The organism is Actinoallomurus acanthiterrae (genome assembly GCF_054775715.1).
Map to the genome: position 1 here is coordinate 11,408,874 of NZ_BAAHCO010000001.1, position 13,783 is coordinate 11,422,656.

Here is a 13,783-nt window from a genome sequence, read left to right on the forward strand (position 1 = left end):
CGGGATGACCGGCACGGCCCTACTCGCCCTGGTGGCGGTCGCGAGCGCGTTCGGCGCGCACCGGCTGACGCGCGCCCGCTGGACGTGGCGGACGCCGCGCACCGCGATCGTTCTCTGGCAGGCCCTCGGCCTGGCCTGGGGCCTGGCCTCCATCGGCACCCTGCTGGGCCTCGGCGTCGCGCCGTACGGCGAGGGCGTCGTCGGCGGCGTCGCGCGCTTCTTCGCCGACCCGCGGGCCCTGTCGCCGATCCGGATCGCCTCGGTCGCCGCCGGCCTGACCTTCATGCTCGTTCTCATCGCCATGCTGCTCGTCGCGGTCGCCGGAGTCGTCCGCGCGCGGCGGCGGCACCGGGCCCTGCTGGCCCTCGTGGCGCACGGCGACCCGGAGATGCCCGGCACGCTCGTGCTCGACCACCCGGCGGCGGCCGCCTACTGCGTCCCCGGCGTACGCTCCTCCAAAGTCGTCGTCAGCGCCGGCACACTGGAGATCCTCGGCCCGTACGAGCTGGCCGCCGTGCTCGACCATGAGCGCGCGCACGTCCGCGAACGCCACGACCTCGTCCTGCTGCCCTTCACGTCGCTGCGCCGGATCTTCCCGCAGGCACGCATCGTCGGCCGTACCCTCGACGCGGTGGAGCTGCTGGTCGAGATGGCCGCCGACGACCGCGCCCGCCGCCACCGCCCGGACAAGGAGCTCGCGACGGCCCTGCTGCGGTTCGCCGCCGCCCGCCCGGCCCCGACCCCGGCCGGCACCCTGGGCGTCACCGGCATCGACACGGCCGACGAGACCAGCCCGATCCTCGTACGGGTCCGGCGGCTGCTGGCCCCGGCACCGTTCCCGCGCCCGCTGCGCGGTGCCATGCTGGCCGGCGCGACCCTCGTCGCCGTCCTCCCCTTGATCCTTTACGCCATCCCGGCCTGACGCCCGCGGATCCACAGGCCGGCGACGCAACGTAACGGTCCATTTCCGGCATTTGTGACGCGCTAAATGCGCGGCGAACCCCATTAAGCGGCCCGCTCTTACGATAATTCGTTACCGCGCCGTATAGCCGTTCCGCCATGGAAACGTAACTGCGGGGGACGACTGCGGGACCAAACGGTCAGTTCGTGTTCTATTCCGCCGATGCCACGATGAGCCGCATTGGTGATCAATCATTGATCGCCGAATGGACGCGCCGGAGGTAAGGCATGACCGTCAAGGAAGCCGAGATCGCCGAACGGACCGCCGAGCTGTGGCGGACCACCGCCGGGGACGACAACCCCGCCGGCCCCCTCTACACGGCCGGCACCTTCGCGGAAGCGGACATCGTCGAAGCGGAGACGAGCTACACGGGCCACTGCAGCGCGTGCAGCGCCTCGCACACCATCTGGTGCTGCTGAACCGCCTAATTCCGGACCACCGATAATCGCGTACTGAGTGCGCGAATTCGGACCAAATCATTTATCGGTATACCTGCTGGACGCGCGGGAGACACGCATGACCGTCAAGGAAATTCAGATCGCCGAGCAGACCGCCGAGCAGTGGCGGACCACCGCCGGAGACGGCAACCCCGCCGGGCCGCTGTACGCGGCCGGCGCGTTCGCGGAAGCGGACCTCATCGAGGCGGAGACGAGCTACACGGGCATCTGCAGCGCGTGCAGCGCCTCGCACACCCACCCCTGCTGCTGAGCCCACTCCTGGACGCGGATGGTGAGCACTGACGTGAGCCCTGCTGCCGGTGACTTCGCGCGATCGCTGAGCTGCCTGGTCGAACCGGCCCTGGACGGACTCTGGGAACGACTCGGATCCGTCCCCGGCCTGACCGAGTCCGAGCGGACCGCGATCCGGGACGGCACCGCGGCGGCGCTGTACGAGACCGCTCATCGGAAGGTCGCCCGCGTCCTGATCCTGGAGCTGAACGCCGCACGGATCACCGGCCGCCTCACGGCCGGTGATCCCGCGGCGCGCTGGACCGAATTCGCGGAGATGTCGTCGTCTCCGCAGTACTGGGAGTCCCTGTCCGGGCATTACCCGCCGCTGCCCGACCGCCTACGTACGGTCCTGTCGAGGCGGTGTGACGCGGCGCTGGCGCTGTCCCGTCGGCTGGCCGCCGACCGGGACGCGACGGCACGGCTGCTCGGCGCGGAACCCGGGCCGCTGTCCCGGATCGCCTTCGGCGCCGGGGACAGCCACCGGGGCGGTCACACGGTCGCCCTCCTGGAGTTCGACGCCGGCACGGTCGTGTACAAGCCGCGGCCGGTGAGCGTGGACGTGGTCCTCGGCGAGATGCTGGCCGAGGTGTTCCGCGACGTCCCGGAGGAAACGCGGATCCGGGTCCCCCGGGTCGTGCCGCGCGACGGATACGGCTGGGCCGAGTTCGTGACCCACCGATACTGCGCGGATGTCGCGGAGCTGTCCGCGTTCTACCGTGGCATCGGCCACTGGCTGGGCACGATGCGGCTGCTCGGCGGCAGCGACCTGCATGCCGAGAACGTGATCGCCTGCGGGCCGGTTCCGGTCGTGGTGGACTGCGAAACGCTGTTCACGCCGGTGCATCCGATCCCCCCGTCCGGGCTCGGGCTCGCGCCCGACCGGGCGCGCGCGCTGGTCGGCACGACCGTGCTGCGGACCGGGATGCTGCCCAACCGGGGAACGGCCCTGGGCTGGCGGGGCGTGGACGCCTCCGCGGTGGGAGCGCTTCCCGGCGAACAGCCGATCACCGACCTGCCGGCCATCGTGGACGCGGGCAGCGACCAGGCGCGGATCGGCACCCGGTCGGTCGAGCCGACGATCGGTGCGAGCCATCCCAGCCCGGAACCGGTGCTGGCCGACCACTGGCAACGCGTCCTCGACGGCTTCGCCGAGACGACGGAGACGTTGCGGTCGATCGACCGGGCGCGCGCGTTGGAACCGCTGCTCGCCCGTTTCGCCGACTGCCCGATCCGCGTGGTGCTGCGCTCCACCGAGGCGTACACCGAACTGGGGCGGATGCTGTGGCATCCGGTGTCGCTGCACGACCCCGGTGCCGCCGCGGACCGCGCCGCCGAGCTGCTGACCGCGATGGCCAGGCACGTTCCCGGTGCGCCCGGCGATCCGGAGGTCGTCGCCGCGGAGGTGGCCGACCTGTTCGACGGGGACGTGCCGTTCTTCGCCACCACGCCCCGCCGCGGACGGCTGGACGGCCCGCGCGGCACGTCGTACCTGCCTGAACAGGACCTCGTGGCGGCCGCGCTGCAACGGTGGCGCACCGCCGACCTCCGGCTGGAGCGCGACGTCATCCGGGCGACGCTGGTCAGCGCGTACCTCAACGACGGATGGCTGCCGGGCGACCCGGGGATGCGGGTGGAACGTCCGCGCCGCGACGACCTGGACCGCAGGCGACGCCGGGTCGTGGCGGCGCTGATCCGCGAGCTTCGCGACGCCGCGCTCCGCGCCGAGGACGGCACCGTCACGTGGATCGCGCCGGTGCTCGGCCCGGCGGGCTGGGCCGTGCAGCCACTGGGCCCGGACGTCTACGGCGGCCTGACCGGAGTGGCCGTCCTGCTCGCCGCGTACCACCGGGAGAACACCGCCGGCCGGGCGGACGACGTCGACGACGTGGCCGGGCTGCTCGACGCCGTGCTGCGCACCGTACGCGCGGCAGAGGACAAGGACGCCGCCCTCCGCCTGGAGGAGACCCGGCTGCGCCCACCGCCGCCAGGCGGGTACATCGGACTCGGCTCGCAGATCTGGGCGTGGCTGACGCTGCACGCCTGGGACGCGGCCGGCCCGGACGGCCTGGACCGCGCCCGCGCGCTCGCCGGGCTGCTGCCCAAGGCGGTCACGGCCGAGGACAGGTACGACGTGCTGACCGGAATGGCCGGAGCGATCGTGCCGCTGCTGCAACTCGCCGCCGTGACCGGCGAAGACGACTGGACGCGCCATGCCGTCGTCATCGGCGACCGGATCATCGCGGGCGCCCGGCAGAAGGCGGGATCCATGTGCTGGCCCTCCCGCCGCTGGCCTGATGGACTGGGCGGGTTCGCCCACGGCTCGACCGGCATCGGATGGGCGCTGGCCCGTCTCGCCCTGGCGACCGGCGAAACGCGATTCGCCGACGCGGCACGGGCGGCGTTCTCCTTCGAGGAGACGCTTTTCGATCCGACCGTCGACGGCTGGCTCGACCTGCGCGAACCCGAGGAGAAGGTGGCCTCGGCCGCCTGGTGCCACGGCGCCGTCGGCATCGGGATCGGCGCCGCCGACCTGGCACGGCGCGGCTGGGACGGGGCGGATGCCCTCGTCGGACGGGCGGTCGGACCGGCCGCCCGGCGCGGGTTCGACTGGAACCACACCCTGTGCCACGGTGACCTGGGCTGCTGGGAGCTGTTCGACCACGCCCTGACACTCGACCGGGCCCCGGCTGACGTGGACCGCTCCGGGCTCGACGCGCGGGTCGTCACCAGCCTGGAGGACAACGGCCCCGCCAGCGGACTGGCCCGCGACGCGTACTCCCCGGGCCTGCTCGCCGGCCGAGGCGGCATGGCCTACCAGTTGCTACGCCTGCACCCGGAGAGCGGCCTGCCCTCGGTCCTCACGCTGGACTCGGCCGAGCACGATGGCCGTCGCTCCAGGGGCGAGTCGCGTTAGGGCCGGGCCCCGTCAGGCCGCGTTGGCTGCCGCGGCCAGGATCCGGGCCAGCTCCACAGGCTGGGTGATCATGGGCCAGTGGCCTGAGTCGATGTCGGCAAAGTCGATGTGCTTGGCCTGGGTGAGCTCCGGGACGTCGCCGGTGCTGATCCACTCCTGCGCCTGCGCGGGCGTGAACTCCGGACATACGACCACGACCGGAACATCGAATCTCCGTTCGTCTACCAGCCGCACTACTCCCTTGGCCACGCCTGCGGGCACGGGGATCGCAGCAGCCGCGAACTCTCGCCTGGCCCCGTCGTCGAGGTCGGCGGCGTCCGGCCCCTCGAACGGACCCCAACCGGGGAAGGGCATGACGTCGTCTCTCACCTCGAAGAAGTCGGCGTACGGCTGGCCATGGACGGTCGGGAAACCGCCGATGAGGGCGACCTTGGCCAGCCGCTCCGGCCGCCGGTCGGCGGCCAGCCAGGCCAGCGTGCAGGCGGCGGAATGCCCGACCACCATGGGCTTGCCGGGCGCCGCGTCCACCGCATCGAGCACCGCCGCCAACTGGTCGTCGAGCGTGGCGGACACAGAGCCGTCCCCTTGGCCCGGGAGGGTGATCGGCACGGGGCGATGGCCGAGCGGCTCCAGCGCGGACGCGACGCGCCCCCACACGGATCCGTTCAGCCACAGGCCACCGATCAGCAGGATGTCCATGGTCAGTTCCCCTTCTCCAGCTTCATGGATGTCACCGTAGGAGGAGATCCGGACGATCCACTGCCGGTTCCTCCGGCGACCACCCAAGCGCCCTGGGCGAGGTCCGGTTCCGGTCCACGCGTGGAAACCAGACCCGGTCGCCCTCGCCCTACGGGTCCGGGGCCAAGCCCCGGACTCCTTTGACCGTGGAGTTCAGCGGAGCGGATTAGCCTGCTCCCGTGCCGAACGATCTCAGCCCCACCGCGCGTGCGCTGCGCGCCCTGGAGATCCTCCAAACCCGCCCTGGTACGACGGCCGGCGAACTCGCCGTGCGGCTGGGCGTCACGGAGCGAGCCGCACGCCGGTACGTCGGGATCCTCCGAGAGGCCGGCATCCCCGTGGAGTCGGCCCGGGGACCGCATGGCGGGTACCGGCTGGGGCGCGGGACGAGGCTGCCGCCTGTGCACTTCACACAGTCCGAGGCCCTCGGCCTGGTGATGGCGGTACTCAGCGGCCAGCCGACCGCGGCCGACACCGACGACCTGGTCGGCACCGCCCTGGGCAAGGTCGTCAAGGCGCTTCCACAGGGCGTCGGCCAGCAGGCGGCAATGCTGCGGGAGTACGCGTCGGCCGCACCGGACCCGTACTCGGCCCGCCCCGATCCGGCCATCACCAGCGAACTCGTCGACGCCGTCGTGACCCGGCGCCGAGTGTTGGTCACGTACCGCCGCGAGGCCGGCGACGAGTGGGAGGCGGAGGTGGATCCCTGGTCCATCGTCGTCCGCTACGGGCGCTGGTACCTGCTGTGCCACTCCCATCGCGCGGACGCGATCCGCACCTACCGGGTCGACCGGGTCCGCGCCGTCCAGCCGACCGAGCAGGGGTTCGATCCCCCCAAGGGCCTCGACCCGGTAGCGGCCCTCGAGGAGAACCTGGGCCTCGGATGGGAGTTCTCCACCCGCGTGGTGTTCGACGCCCCCCTGACCGAGGTGGCCCCGTGGATCCGGCCGCCCATGGGGCGCCTTGAGCCCCTGGGGGACGGATGCGTGCTGGTCGGCAGCACACGCAACCCGGACATGTACGCACAGGAGTGGCTCGCGAGGGTGCCGTTCACCTTCCGCGTCGACGGCGGGGAGGAACTGCGTGCCGCGGTTGCGGCGCTCGTGGCGCGTTTCACCGCTGCCGTGGCGGACCAGTCCTGAGCGTGCGCTTGGGAACTGGCCCTCTGCGCCGGCTCGCGATCCCGCTACGAGGCGACGTCCTGTTCGCGCCCATCGACGAGTGACCGTGACCGACACATTCGACACGGGCCTTAGTGCCGCGGAGTGCTCAGCGGGTGGGCGCCCAGAGTCGGTCGGCGTCGCCGGCCGCGAGACTGCCTCGGTAGGTGTCGATCTTGTGGTCGATGAGCCTGAGGTTCTCCTGAATCTCAGCGAGCTTGGCGGTCACTTCGGCGCGATGGGCCTCCAGCAGTGCGAGCCGTTCCTGCTCGTTGCCGGGCCCGGCGGATACGAGTTCGGCGTAGTGGCGGATGGTCTTGATGGGCATGCCGGTGGCCCGCAGCTTCGTGCAGATGACGATCCATCTGAGGTCGAACTCGTGGTAGCGCCGCCGGCCGCCGTGGGTGCGTTCGACGGGGGTTACTACCAGGCCGGCGCGTTCGTAGTAGCGGAGCGTGTGCACGCTGACCCCGGTGCGGTGAGCGGCCTCGGCGATGCTCAGGCCCTCCCGGGGGATGGAGCGGTCGTATCCGGATTCCGGCTGCTGCTTGACTTCGAGCACGCTCTAAATCCTAACTCCGTGATCATCAGGTCTTCGGGGGGTCGCCCGGCGCGTGGAGCCAGGCGAGAAGGTCTGGCGGCGCCATCGACGCCACGCGGGCGTGATAGCCGGCGATCTCATGGTCGGTGAGGACCTCCTCGGCGGCACCGGGCCGTCCCCGCCGGAAGAACGACGCGGTGTTCTTGATGATCCCGCCGTCGGGGACGAAGCGATCGGCCTCGCCCCGCATCCGCTCGAAGGTGGCCGCCTGTACGAGCCCGGGCCAGGCAGGTTCGGGCACCGTTATTCCCAGGTGTCCCGCGAGCCTGCGCATCTGTCCTTCCAGGTCGCGGGCCAGGTCGTCATAGTGGATCAGCAGCACGTTGGGTTCACCGCGCCGCGCCCAGGCGTCGCGCAGATGGAACAGGACGCCGGGCAGTGAGTCCAGGTTCTGCCGGGGGTCCGTGTCGTAGCGGATCCAGGCGAGGAGCCATTCGCGCAGTGTCTTGCGCGGGGCCGTCGGATTGGTGGGCAGCTGATTGCCGGTCAGTTCCGACATCCGGGCGATGTCGATGTTCGTGGTGTGGTGGTAGAGCGACACCGCCAGATCGAGCGGATGCCTGGCCGTCACGATGTACGTGACGCGGGGATCGATGGGGATCCCGTCCAGCGGCGTGTGCGTCTTGATGAACCGGCGGTGCCGCTGCGCGGCGAGCAGCCCGTACACCTCGTCACGCGGCATCGTCAGGTGATCCAGCCACGGTGACAATCGCCCCAGCGGGGCGGGCAGGTCGGGAGTCTGGAAGATCAGCAGCGCGCAGATCATCTGCGTCCAGGTGGTGCCGCTCCTGGTCCGGGTGCTGATCACGATATCGCCGTCCCGAAACGGAAAACCGTCCCAACGACCGCTGTCGTCATCCAGCGAGTGGTAACGAATGGGCGCCAACGACTCGAAAAGCTCAGTCGCGCTCGTCAGTACGGATCAGCTCAGCCACCTCGACGCAGCTGCCCTGCGTGGTGGTGCTCTCGCTGTGGCTGGACTTTCGCCAGGTCGTCATGAGAATCGCTCCATCGCTTCTACGATCAGATCCAACGAGGCGTTTTTGGGCAACGCGACGTCGCCGATGAGATCGAACCACACTCGGTAGCAATTTGTCTCGGTTGCGTCCTGTATGAGCCGCCCACCGCCGGGAGCGACCGTGTAAACCGAATCCACTCCCCCCATGGTGATGATATTGAATGATCCGTCCCGGCCAGCGTGAGCCCCGGCGGACTGCGGCACCACCCGCACGCTGACATGCGGACGTTTCGCCAACTCGATCAGATGGGCGAGTTGGTCACGCATGATCTCGGCGGAGCCGACCGGCTGGGTTATGACGCGCTCATCGATGATCGCCCACACCCGGGGCGGAGGAGTGCGGTTCAGGCATTGCTGTCTCTCGACTCGGGCCTTGGCGCCCGCTTCCGCTCCCTCAGTGCCCGCTGCGTCGAACGTGGCACGTGCGTAGCCTTCGGTCTGGAAGAGGCCGGGTATCCAGCCAAGATCCCAACTACGGAGTTCGCCGGCGTCGGCTTCCAACTCCAAGTAGGTCGCGGACCAGCTGACGTCATGCCCGAGCTTGGCGAACTTGACGAGGCGACTGTAGAGACCGCCGGTGCGCCAGGCATCATCGATCTTGACCGCGTGCTTCTCCTGGAGCTTGGTCTTGCCGCATTCAACGTAGGCGACCAGAGACCGGTCCCGACCGATGATCCCACCGACGGCGGCGAGAGATATGTCGCGTTCTTGGCGCTGCCTCCTGAGGTCGAAGGCGATTAAGTCCCACAAGTTGCCGTCCGGATCGAATCCGCTGCGGTAGCGCACTGTGACTCCTTTTGTTGAATCTCGCTAGCTCGCCTGGTCAACGTAGCCAGACGAGGCGCATGCTGTCTGGCGAACACGGAAAGTGGCGAGAGAAGAGCGATGGGTGACGATAATGACCTTCGACGCATTTCAATTCGCGACGGGCCAGCCGGACGTCGGTACAGACCCGCTGGCCGCCCTCGCGCCCGCTCCGGCGGTCCTCCGGCCGTCCTGGGTCGCGCTGAGCGTCAGCCGCGCGTCGGTCGCCAAGGCCAGACGGTTCGCCGCCGACGTCATCGCGGACCACGTCACCGATCCCGGCCACGCGGACGACATCGTGCTGGTCGTCTCCGAACTCGTCACGAACGCCCGGCGCGCCGCCACCGAGGTACGGCGCTGGGAACCGAACGACCTCCCCCTGCGACTCGGAATCCTCGCCACCGACCGCCACGTGCACCTGTACGTCACCGACCCCGACCCACGCCCCTTTTCGGCGAATCCCGCGCCGGCGAACGGCTGGGGTCTAGGGATCGTCGACACGTACGCCCCAGCCCGCTGGCTCACCTACACCCAGCTCGACAAGACCGTCCACGCTCTCATCCCCGCCCCCGGCGTCACGCTGACCGCCACCGAACTGAAAAAGGAAACGCTGCTCATGGGCAAGCACGGCAAGACAGTGGACTGCTCCGCCTGCAACGGTAAGGGCGGGTCCTGGAAGACCAACGACGGAGAGAGGTTCTGGGCACCCTGTGCCCTGTGCAACGGAACGGGGAAGCAATGAACGCTCGTGAGGCCCTCGCGGCCGTTCCCAGGGGGTTGTTCATACCCGACGAGATCTTCGTACGCGGCGATCACGGCTGGCTGGTGCCGCTACGCCGCTCCGACGCCCCCGAGCGCTGGCAGCAACTCGTGACGGCCGACGAAGCGATCATCACGCGAACCGCTTTCGACCCCACCCTCCCGGCAGAGCTGTGCGATGCGACGACGGGCAGAGGCGTCGAAGCGACCAGTTCCAGTAGCGCCCCGCACATCATGGCGCGCATGATCGACGCCCTGGAGCTCCAGCCGGGCATGCGGGTTCTGGAGATCGGCACCGGAACCGGATACAACGCCGCCGTCCTGTCCCACCTGCTCGGCACCGAGCACGTCACCTCCATCGAGATCGACCCGGCAGCCGCCGAACACGCCCGCAGAGCGTTGGAGAAGGCCGGGTATCCCGTACAGGTGATCACCGGAGACGGTGAGCGTGGCCATCCCGAGGGCGCGCCGTACGACAGAATCGTCGCGACCGCCGCCGCGCACACGGTGCCCATCGCCTGGGTCGAACAGGTGCGGCCGGGCGGGATGATCCTCGTTCCCTGGGCACCGACCTTCCATCCGGACTGGCCGCTATGCCGCCTCGTCGTACGACCCGACGGAACCGCGGAGGGCCGTTTCGTCGGACCCTCCTGGTTCATGCCGTTGCGGGATCAGCGCGTACAACCATGTGTCATGCAGGAGGCCGAGGAGAGATGGATCAAAGCGGGAAAGCCCGACTGCAGCCGGTACGGCTTGACCGTCACGCCCGAGAGTCAGTACGTGTGGCTCGACTCGCCGGACAACCCGATCGTCTGCTGACCCCGTGCGGGCGCTGGATGGCTCGGAAGAAGCTGCGTCGCACGATCGCCGACTATGAGCAGCGGACCGGCGTCATCTCGACCGAGGAGATGGCGGTTTTGACTCACATTTCGTGGCGGTCGCGGTAACGGTCGCCCAGACCCCGGGCAAGGCTGCATGTGTTCCCGAAGGCCTTTGCTCTGCTTACGCCGAGTAGGCGGTGGACCGTGCCAGATGTGTACTCAGGGTAAGCAGAGCAAAGGGCCGTGGGAGGCGGGGCGGTGGGCGGACGGGTTCGCCTGGTCCGGAGCCGTTCACTCACGAAAATCGAGCCAGAACCGAGATGGCGGCAATCGAAGCTGAGATCGGTGGTCTGTGATCCCGCAGCGCCGTCGCCACACGCGCACCTCTGAGATCGCGCAAGGCTTCGCCGAAACGGCTCGCCTCCGCGCCCCTGGTGATATGGACGGGAGCATGCGCAGGGAACGAGCAGCGCTCGTTGCGCTGCTGCGCACACGCCCCGATGGCATGCACTGGTCAGAGATCACTGCCGACGTACTCGAGGCGGGCAGTGCCCTGCAGGTATGGGACGCGGCCGCACCGGCGACGCTGACGGCACTGCCAGGCGAAGACCATCCCCTACGCTCAGCCGCCGAGGACATCGATCGGTGGATGAGGCAGGGGAATCGGCTACTGGCGATCCTCGATGCCGAATATCCCTCGCGGCTTCGGGGCATTCATCAGGCGCCGCCGGTGCTCTTTGCCCGCGGAACTCCGTTGTCCGATGAGGTCGCAGTGTCCGTAGTCGGCTCCCGCCAGGCGTCCGACCGTGGGCTCCGCATCGCCGCCCACCTCGCGCAAGAACTGGTCGCCCGCAATGTGACCGTTCTGGCAGGGCTGGCCCGCGGGATCGAGACGGCCGCACACCGCGCAGCCCTCGATGCGGATGGCCGCACCGTCGCCGTCATCGGCACGGGCATCGACAAGGCATATCCGGCCGCCAACCGGGCGTTGCACGAGGAGATCGCGTCACGTGGCCTCCTGCTATCGCAGTTCTGGCCGGATACTCCGCCCCAGAAATCCAACTTCCCGATGAGAAACGCCACTATGTCGGGCTACGGGGTCGCCACCGTGGTGGTCGAGGCGGGCGAGCAGAGCGGCGCTCGTATCCAGGCGCGCTCGGCCGTGGAGCATGGCCGCCCGGTGGTTCTCACCGGGCTGGTCGTCGAGCGGAACGACTGGGCGAAAGCACTGGTCGGCCGTCCAGGCGTACATGTCGCCGAGCGGCCCAGTGCCATCTTGGCGGTCATCGAACAGCTGATCGCGGAGAGCGCGTGGGTCGACGCCGAGTTGCTCAGGCTGGCCTCCCCATAGTGGTGATCACTTCCGATGCCAAAGCCTTCCTACGCGCTGCCCTCACGTCGGGTGCTGCGTTCCGCGCTTCTGGCGGTGGTGGTGACACTGGTCGTGTTGCAGGCGTATGTCGGCTCCGAGGCCACCCGGCTGGGGACGAGGATTTTTCACTCCCAGACCTGCGATGAACCCGGTGCCCTCTTTGACCTGCCCGACGGCGTGTTGCGGCCGTAGGTGCATCCGAGACGCCGCAAGCGGGCGATCTTCTATACACCCCCTGCCCGAGCCGGCGTGAGCGACGGGCTCTGGCGTCGGCGTTTCCAGTACGCGACGGTGACCGCTGCCAGCAGCGGGCCCCAGAGCAGCAGCGGTGCGTAGGCGGCGACGGCGAGCACGCCCCGCCAGTCGTGGAGGTTCAGTGGGAAGTCGGCAGCGAGCGGACGGCCGTGCACGTCACGTCCGAAGGACACGACGGTCATCGCCGACGTCCACATGAACGTCAGGATCCCCGCGCCGACGGCGGCCGGGATGACGGCGGCGAGTACCGGCACCTTCCGGCCTCGCAGGGCCGGGACCCAGCGGGGGAAGACTTCCCCCCACGCGGAGATCAGCCCGACGGCGGTGAAGGCCAGGAGCTCCGAGAAGATCGAGAGTACGACGACGTAGAGCTCCATCGGCAGCCACGACGGCAGCTCGCCGCTGCCCTGCTCACCGTGGGCGATCGGCGCGTGGAAGGTGACCGCGGCGATCCGCCAGAGGCTGGACGGAAGCACGGTGAACGGGATGCTGTAGGCGGCGATCCGTGCCCAGCGAGGCACCCCTGCCACGGAACTGTGAGCGGCCGCCCAGGCGGCGCGCAGCCGCGTCGCCCAAGGCGCTTGGCTGAGAGTGGTCATTCGGCTCGATCCCTTCGGTGACGGCTGTCCATCGATTCCGAAGATCGCAGTCCGTACGGCCGTACTCGTCACCGATGAGGGGGAGCCGGTTCCCCTGCCCGGGGGAGATCGCGCTCGACGTCCTGCGGGCTCGCCGGCTCGTACGGTCAGGGCGCGATCTGGCGGAGTATCTCGGCGAAGGCGCGGACGCGTGCCGTGTGACCGCTGCGCGGCCAGATCAGTCCGTACTCGATGGGCGGCGCGTCACGGAACGGGACGAAGACGATGCCGGGGCGTCCGTGGTACTGCGCGGCGCGCAGGGCGGCGGGCGACACCCCACGGCCCATGGCGACGAGTGAGAGGACCTCTGCCCAGTAGACGGCGGAGGCGCTGCGGGCGATCGCTCGTCCCTCGGGTGTCTCCCGCGGATAGTGGTGGTCGAGCCAGTAGTCCGGGATGGAACCTGACACGGCCACCACCGAGGTACGGGCGAGGTCCTCCAGGCACACCGACTCGCGGCGGGCGAAGGGGTGGCGCGCGGGGACGATGAGAGCGCGTGGTTCTGAAAAGATCACTGGCCCGGCGACCAGGTCCGGTTCGTGCACGGGGAACTCGGTGAGCTGCAGGTCCAGTTCACCTGCGCGCATCGGCCCGAACGGGTCGGTGAGCTGGACCTCCTGGACCTGTACCGCGCAGTCGGGGTGGCGGCGGCGGAACACGTCGGCGGCTTCGAGCAACGCGTCACCCGCCCACTGTGAGGAGAAGCCGACGCGCAGCGTCCCCGTCACTCCCTTGCCGTACGCGATCGTCCGGGCCACCGCCTCCTGGATCTGCCGGTACGCGGGGGCGAGGTCGTCACGGAGTCGCTGCCCGGGCGGGGTCAGCGCGACCCGGCGGCTCGTACGGTCGAACAGCGTCACGCCCAGGCGCCGTTCGAGTTGCTTGATGATCTGGCTGACCCGGCCGTGGGCCAGCCCGAGCCGTTCCACGGCGCGCCGGAAATGAAGCTCCTCGGCGAGTGTCAGGAACGCCTCGATCTCGTGCCGCTCCATCAACGCGAGCCATCCCCTC

General features: G+C 69.6%; 16 protein-coding genes. 9 read left to right on the forward strand and 7 right to left on the reverse strand.

Going from position 1 to position 13,783, the window contains the following annotated elements; all coding sequences use genetic code 11:
- The first annotated feature begins 4 nt into the window (after positions 1 to 4).
- The 4 genes from ACYVF7_RS53935 to ACYVF7_RS53950 all read left to right on the forward strand — a co-directional run bounded on the left by ACYVF7_RS53935 (position 5) and on the right by ACYVF7_RS53950 (position 4,606).
- A complete protein-coding gene (locus ACYVF7_RS53935; protein WP_460355409.1) occupies positions 5 to 922 on the forward strand; it encodes a M56 family metallopeptidase in 918 nt (305 codons plus the stop codon).
- 266 nt (positions 923 to 1,188) lie between these two features.
- On the forward strand, positions 1,189 to 1,380 hold the full coding sequence (locus tag ACYVF7_RS53940; RefSeq protein WP_460355411.1) for a DUF6229 family protein: 192 nt from the start codon (positions 1,189 to 1,191) through the stop codon (positions 1,378 to 1,380).
- A gap of 97 nt (positions 1,381 to 1,477) precedes the next feature.
- A complete protein-coding gene (locus ACYVF7_RS53945; RefSeq protein WP_460355414.1) occupies positions 1,478 to 1,669 on the forward strand; it encodes a DUF6229 family protein in 192 nt (63 codons plus the stop codon).
- Positions 1,670 to 1,702: 33 nt separating this feature from the next.
- Positions 1,703 to 4,606, forward strand: a complete 2,904-nt coding sequence (locus ACYVF7_RS53950) for a type 2 lanthipeptide synthetase LanM family protein (RefSeq protein ID WP_460355416.1) — start codon at positions 1,703 to 1,705, stop codon at positions 4,604 to 4,606.
- Between the two features lie 12 nt (positions 4,607 to 4,618).
- Here the strand turns inward: ACYVF7_RS53950 and ACYVF7_RS53955 are convergent, their stop codons facing one another.
- Positions 4,619 to 5,305 (reverse strand): alpha/beta fold hydrolase, encoded by a 687-nt coding sequence (locus ACYVF7_RS53955; protein WP_460355419.1) that lies wholly within the window; start codon positions 5,303 to 5,305, stop codon positions 4,619 to 4,621.
- Between the two features lie 218 nt (positions 5,306 to 5,523).
- Here ACYVF7_RS53955 and ACYVF7_RS53960 point away from each other — a divergent pair, with 218 nt between their 5' ends.
- Positions 5,524 to 6,486 carry a helix-turn-helix transcriptional regulator gene (locus ACYVF7_RS53960; protein WP_460355421.1) on the forward strand — a complete coding sequence of 321 codons (963 nt, stop codon included), beginning with the start codon at positions 5,524 to 5,526 and terminating at the stop codon, positions 6,484 to 6,486.
- A 127-nt stretch (positions 6,487 to 6,613) separates the two neighbouring features.
- On the opposite strand, the gene ACYVF7_RS53965 is transcribed toward ACYVF7_RS53960, so the two are convergent.
- The 4 genes from ACYVF7_RS53965 to ACYVF7_RS53980 form a co-directional block, all read right to left on the reverse strand.
- Positions 6,614 to 7,066, reverse strand: a complete 453-nt coding sequence (locus ACYVF7_RS53965; protein ID WP_460355423.1) for a MerR family transcriptional regulator — start codon at positions 7,064 to 7,066, stop codon at positions 6,614 to 6,616.
- Positions 7,067 to 7,091: 25 nt separating this feature from the next.
- Positions 7,092 to 7,913 carry a sulfotransferase domain-containing protein gene (locus ACYVF7_RS53970; protein WP_460355426.1) on the reverse strand — a complete coding sequence of 274 codons (822 nt, stop codon included), beginning with the start codon at positions 7,911 to 7,913 and terminating at the stop codon, positions 7,092 to 7,094.
- Positions 7,914 to 8,004: 91 nt separating this feature from the next.
- Positions 8,005 to 8,103, reverse strand: coding sequence for a DUF397 domain-containing protein (locus ACYVF7_RS53975; protein ID WP_460355429.1), 99 nt, complete (start codon positions 8,101 to 8,103; stop codon positions 8,005 to 8,007).
- On the reverse strand, positions 8,100 to 8,909 hold the full coding sequence (locus ACYVF7_RS53980; RefSeq protein ID WP_460355432.1) for a helix-turn-helix domain-containing protein: 810 nt from the start codon (positions 8,907 to 8,909) through the stop codon (positions 8,100 to 8,102). Before ACYVF7_RS53980 ends, ACYVF7_RS53975 begins: the two co-directional genes overlap by 4 nt.
- Before the next feature lie 112 nt (positions 8,910 to 9,021).
- Here ACYVF7_RS53980 and ACYVF7_RS53985 point away from each other — a divergent pair, with 112 nt between their 5' ends.
- The 4 genes from ACYVF7_RS53985 to ACYVF7_RS54000 all read left to right on the forward strand — a co-directional run bounded on the left by ACYVF7_RS53985 (position 9,022) and on the right by ACYVF7_RS54000 (position 12,071).
- A complete protein-coding gene (locus tag ACYVF7_RS53985) occupies positions 9,022 to 9,669 on the forward strand; it encodes an ATP-binding protein (protein WP_460358584.1) in 648 nt (215 codons plus the stop codon).
- A complete protein-coding gene (locus ACYVF7_RS53990) occupies positions 9,666 to 10,505 on the forward strand; it encodes a methyltransferase domain-containing protein (RefSeq protein WP_460355435.1) in 840 nt (279 codons plus the stop codon). The genes ACYVF7_RS53985 and ACYVF7_RS53990 overlap by 4 nt, the downstream gene beginning before the upstream one ends.
- 453 nt (positions 10,506 to 10,958) lie before the next feature.
- Positions 10,959 to 11,858, forward strand: coding sequence for a DNA-processing protein DprA (locus tag ACYVF7_RS53995; protein WP_460355438.1), 900 nt, complete (start codon positions 10,959 to 10,961; stop codon positions 11,856 to 11,858).
- Between the two features lie 51 nt (positions 11,859 to 11,909).
- Positions 11,910 to 12,071 carry a hypothetical protein gene (locus tag ACYVF7_RS54000; protein WP_460355441.1) on the forward strand — a complete coding sequence of 54 codons (162 nt, stop codon included), beginning with the start codon at positions 11,910 to 11,912 and terminating at the stop codon, positions 12,069 to 12,071.
- Between the two features lie 32 nt (positions 12,072 to 12,103).
- Here the strand turns inward: ACYVF7_RS54000 and ACYVF7_RS54005 are convergent, their stop codons facing one another.
- Positions 12,104 to 12,733, reverse strand: coding sequence for a hypothetical protein (locus ACYVF7_RS54005; protein WP_460355444.1), 630 nt, complete (start codon positions 12,731 to 12,733; stop codon positions 12,104 to 12,106).
- 146 nt (positions 12,734 to 12,879) lie between these two features.
- On the reverse strand, positions 12,880 to 13,764 hold the full coding sequence (locus tag ACYVF7_RS54010; RefSeq protein ID WP_460355447.1) for a LysR family transcriptional regulator: 885 nt from the start codon (positions 13,762 to 13,764) through the stop codon (positions 12,880 to 12,882).
- Positions 13,765 to 13,783 lie beyond the last annotated feature (19 nt).

Bases quoted from the DNA above. Each gene is read 5' to 3' on its own strand.
- ACYVF7_RS54005 (WP_460355444.1), bottom strand. From the start codon at position 12,733: ATGACCACTCTCAGCCAAGCGCCTTGGGCGACGCGGCTGCGCGCCGCC.
- ACYVF7_RS53995 (WP_460355438.1), top strand. From the start codon at position 10,959: ATGCGCAGGGAACGAGCAGCGCTCGTTGCGCTGCTGCGCACACGCCCC.
- ACYVF7_RS53990 (WP_460355435.1), top strand. From the start codon at position 9,666: ATGAACGCTCGTGAGGCCCTCGCGGCCGTTCCCAGGGGGTTGTTCATA.
- ACYVF7_RS53975 (WP_460355429.1), bottom strand. From the start codon at position 8,103: ATGACGACCTGGCGAAAGTCCAGCCACAGCGAGAGCACCACCACGCAG.
- ACYVF7_RS53955 (WP_460355419.1), bottom strand. From the start codon at position 5,305: ATGGACATCCTGCTGATCGGTGGCCTGTGGCTGAACGGATCCGTGTGG.
- ACYVF7_RS54010 (WP_460355447.1), bottom strand. From the start codon at position 13,764: ATGGAGCGGCACGAGATCGAGGCGTTCCTGACACTCGCCGAGGAGCTT.
- ACYVF7_RS53940 (WP_460355411.1), top strand. From the start codon at position 1,189: ATGACCGTCAAGGAAGCCGAGATCGCCGAACGGACCGCCGAGCTGTGG.
- ACYVF7_RS53945 (WP_460355414.1), top strand. From the start codon at position 1,478: ATGACCGTCAAGGAAATTCAGATCGCCGAGCAGACCGCCGAGCAGTGG.
- ACYVF7_RS53985 (WP_460358584.1), top strand. From the start codon at position 9,022: ATGACCTTCGACGCATTTCAATTCGCGACGGGCCAGCCGGACGTCGGT.
- ACYVF7_RS53935 (WP_460355409.1), top strand. From the start codon at position 5: ATGACCGGCACGGCCCTACTCGCCCTGGTGGCGGTCGCGAGCGCGTTC.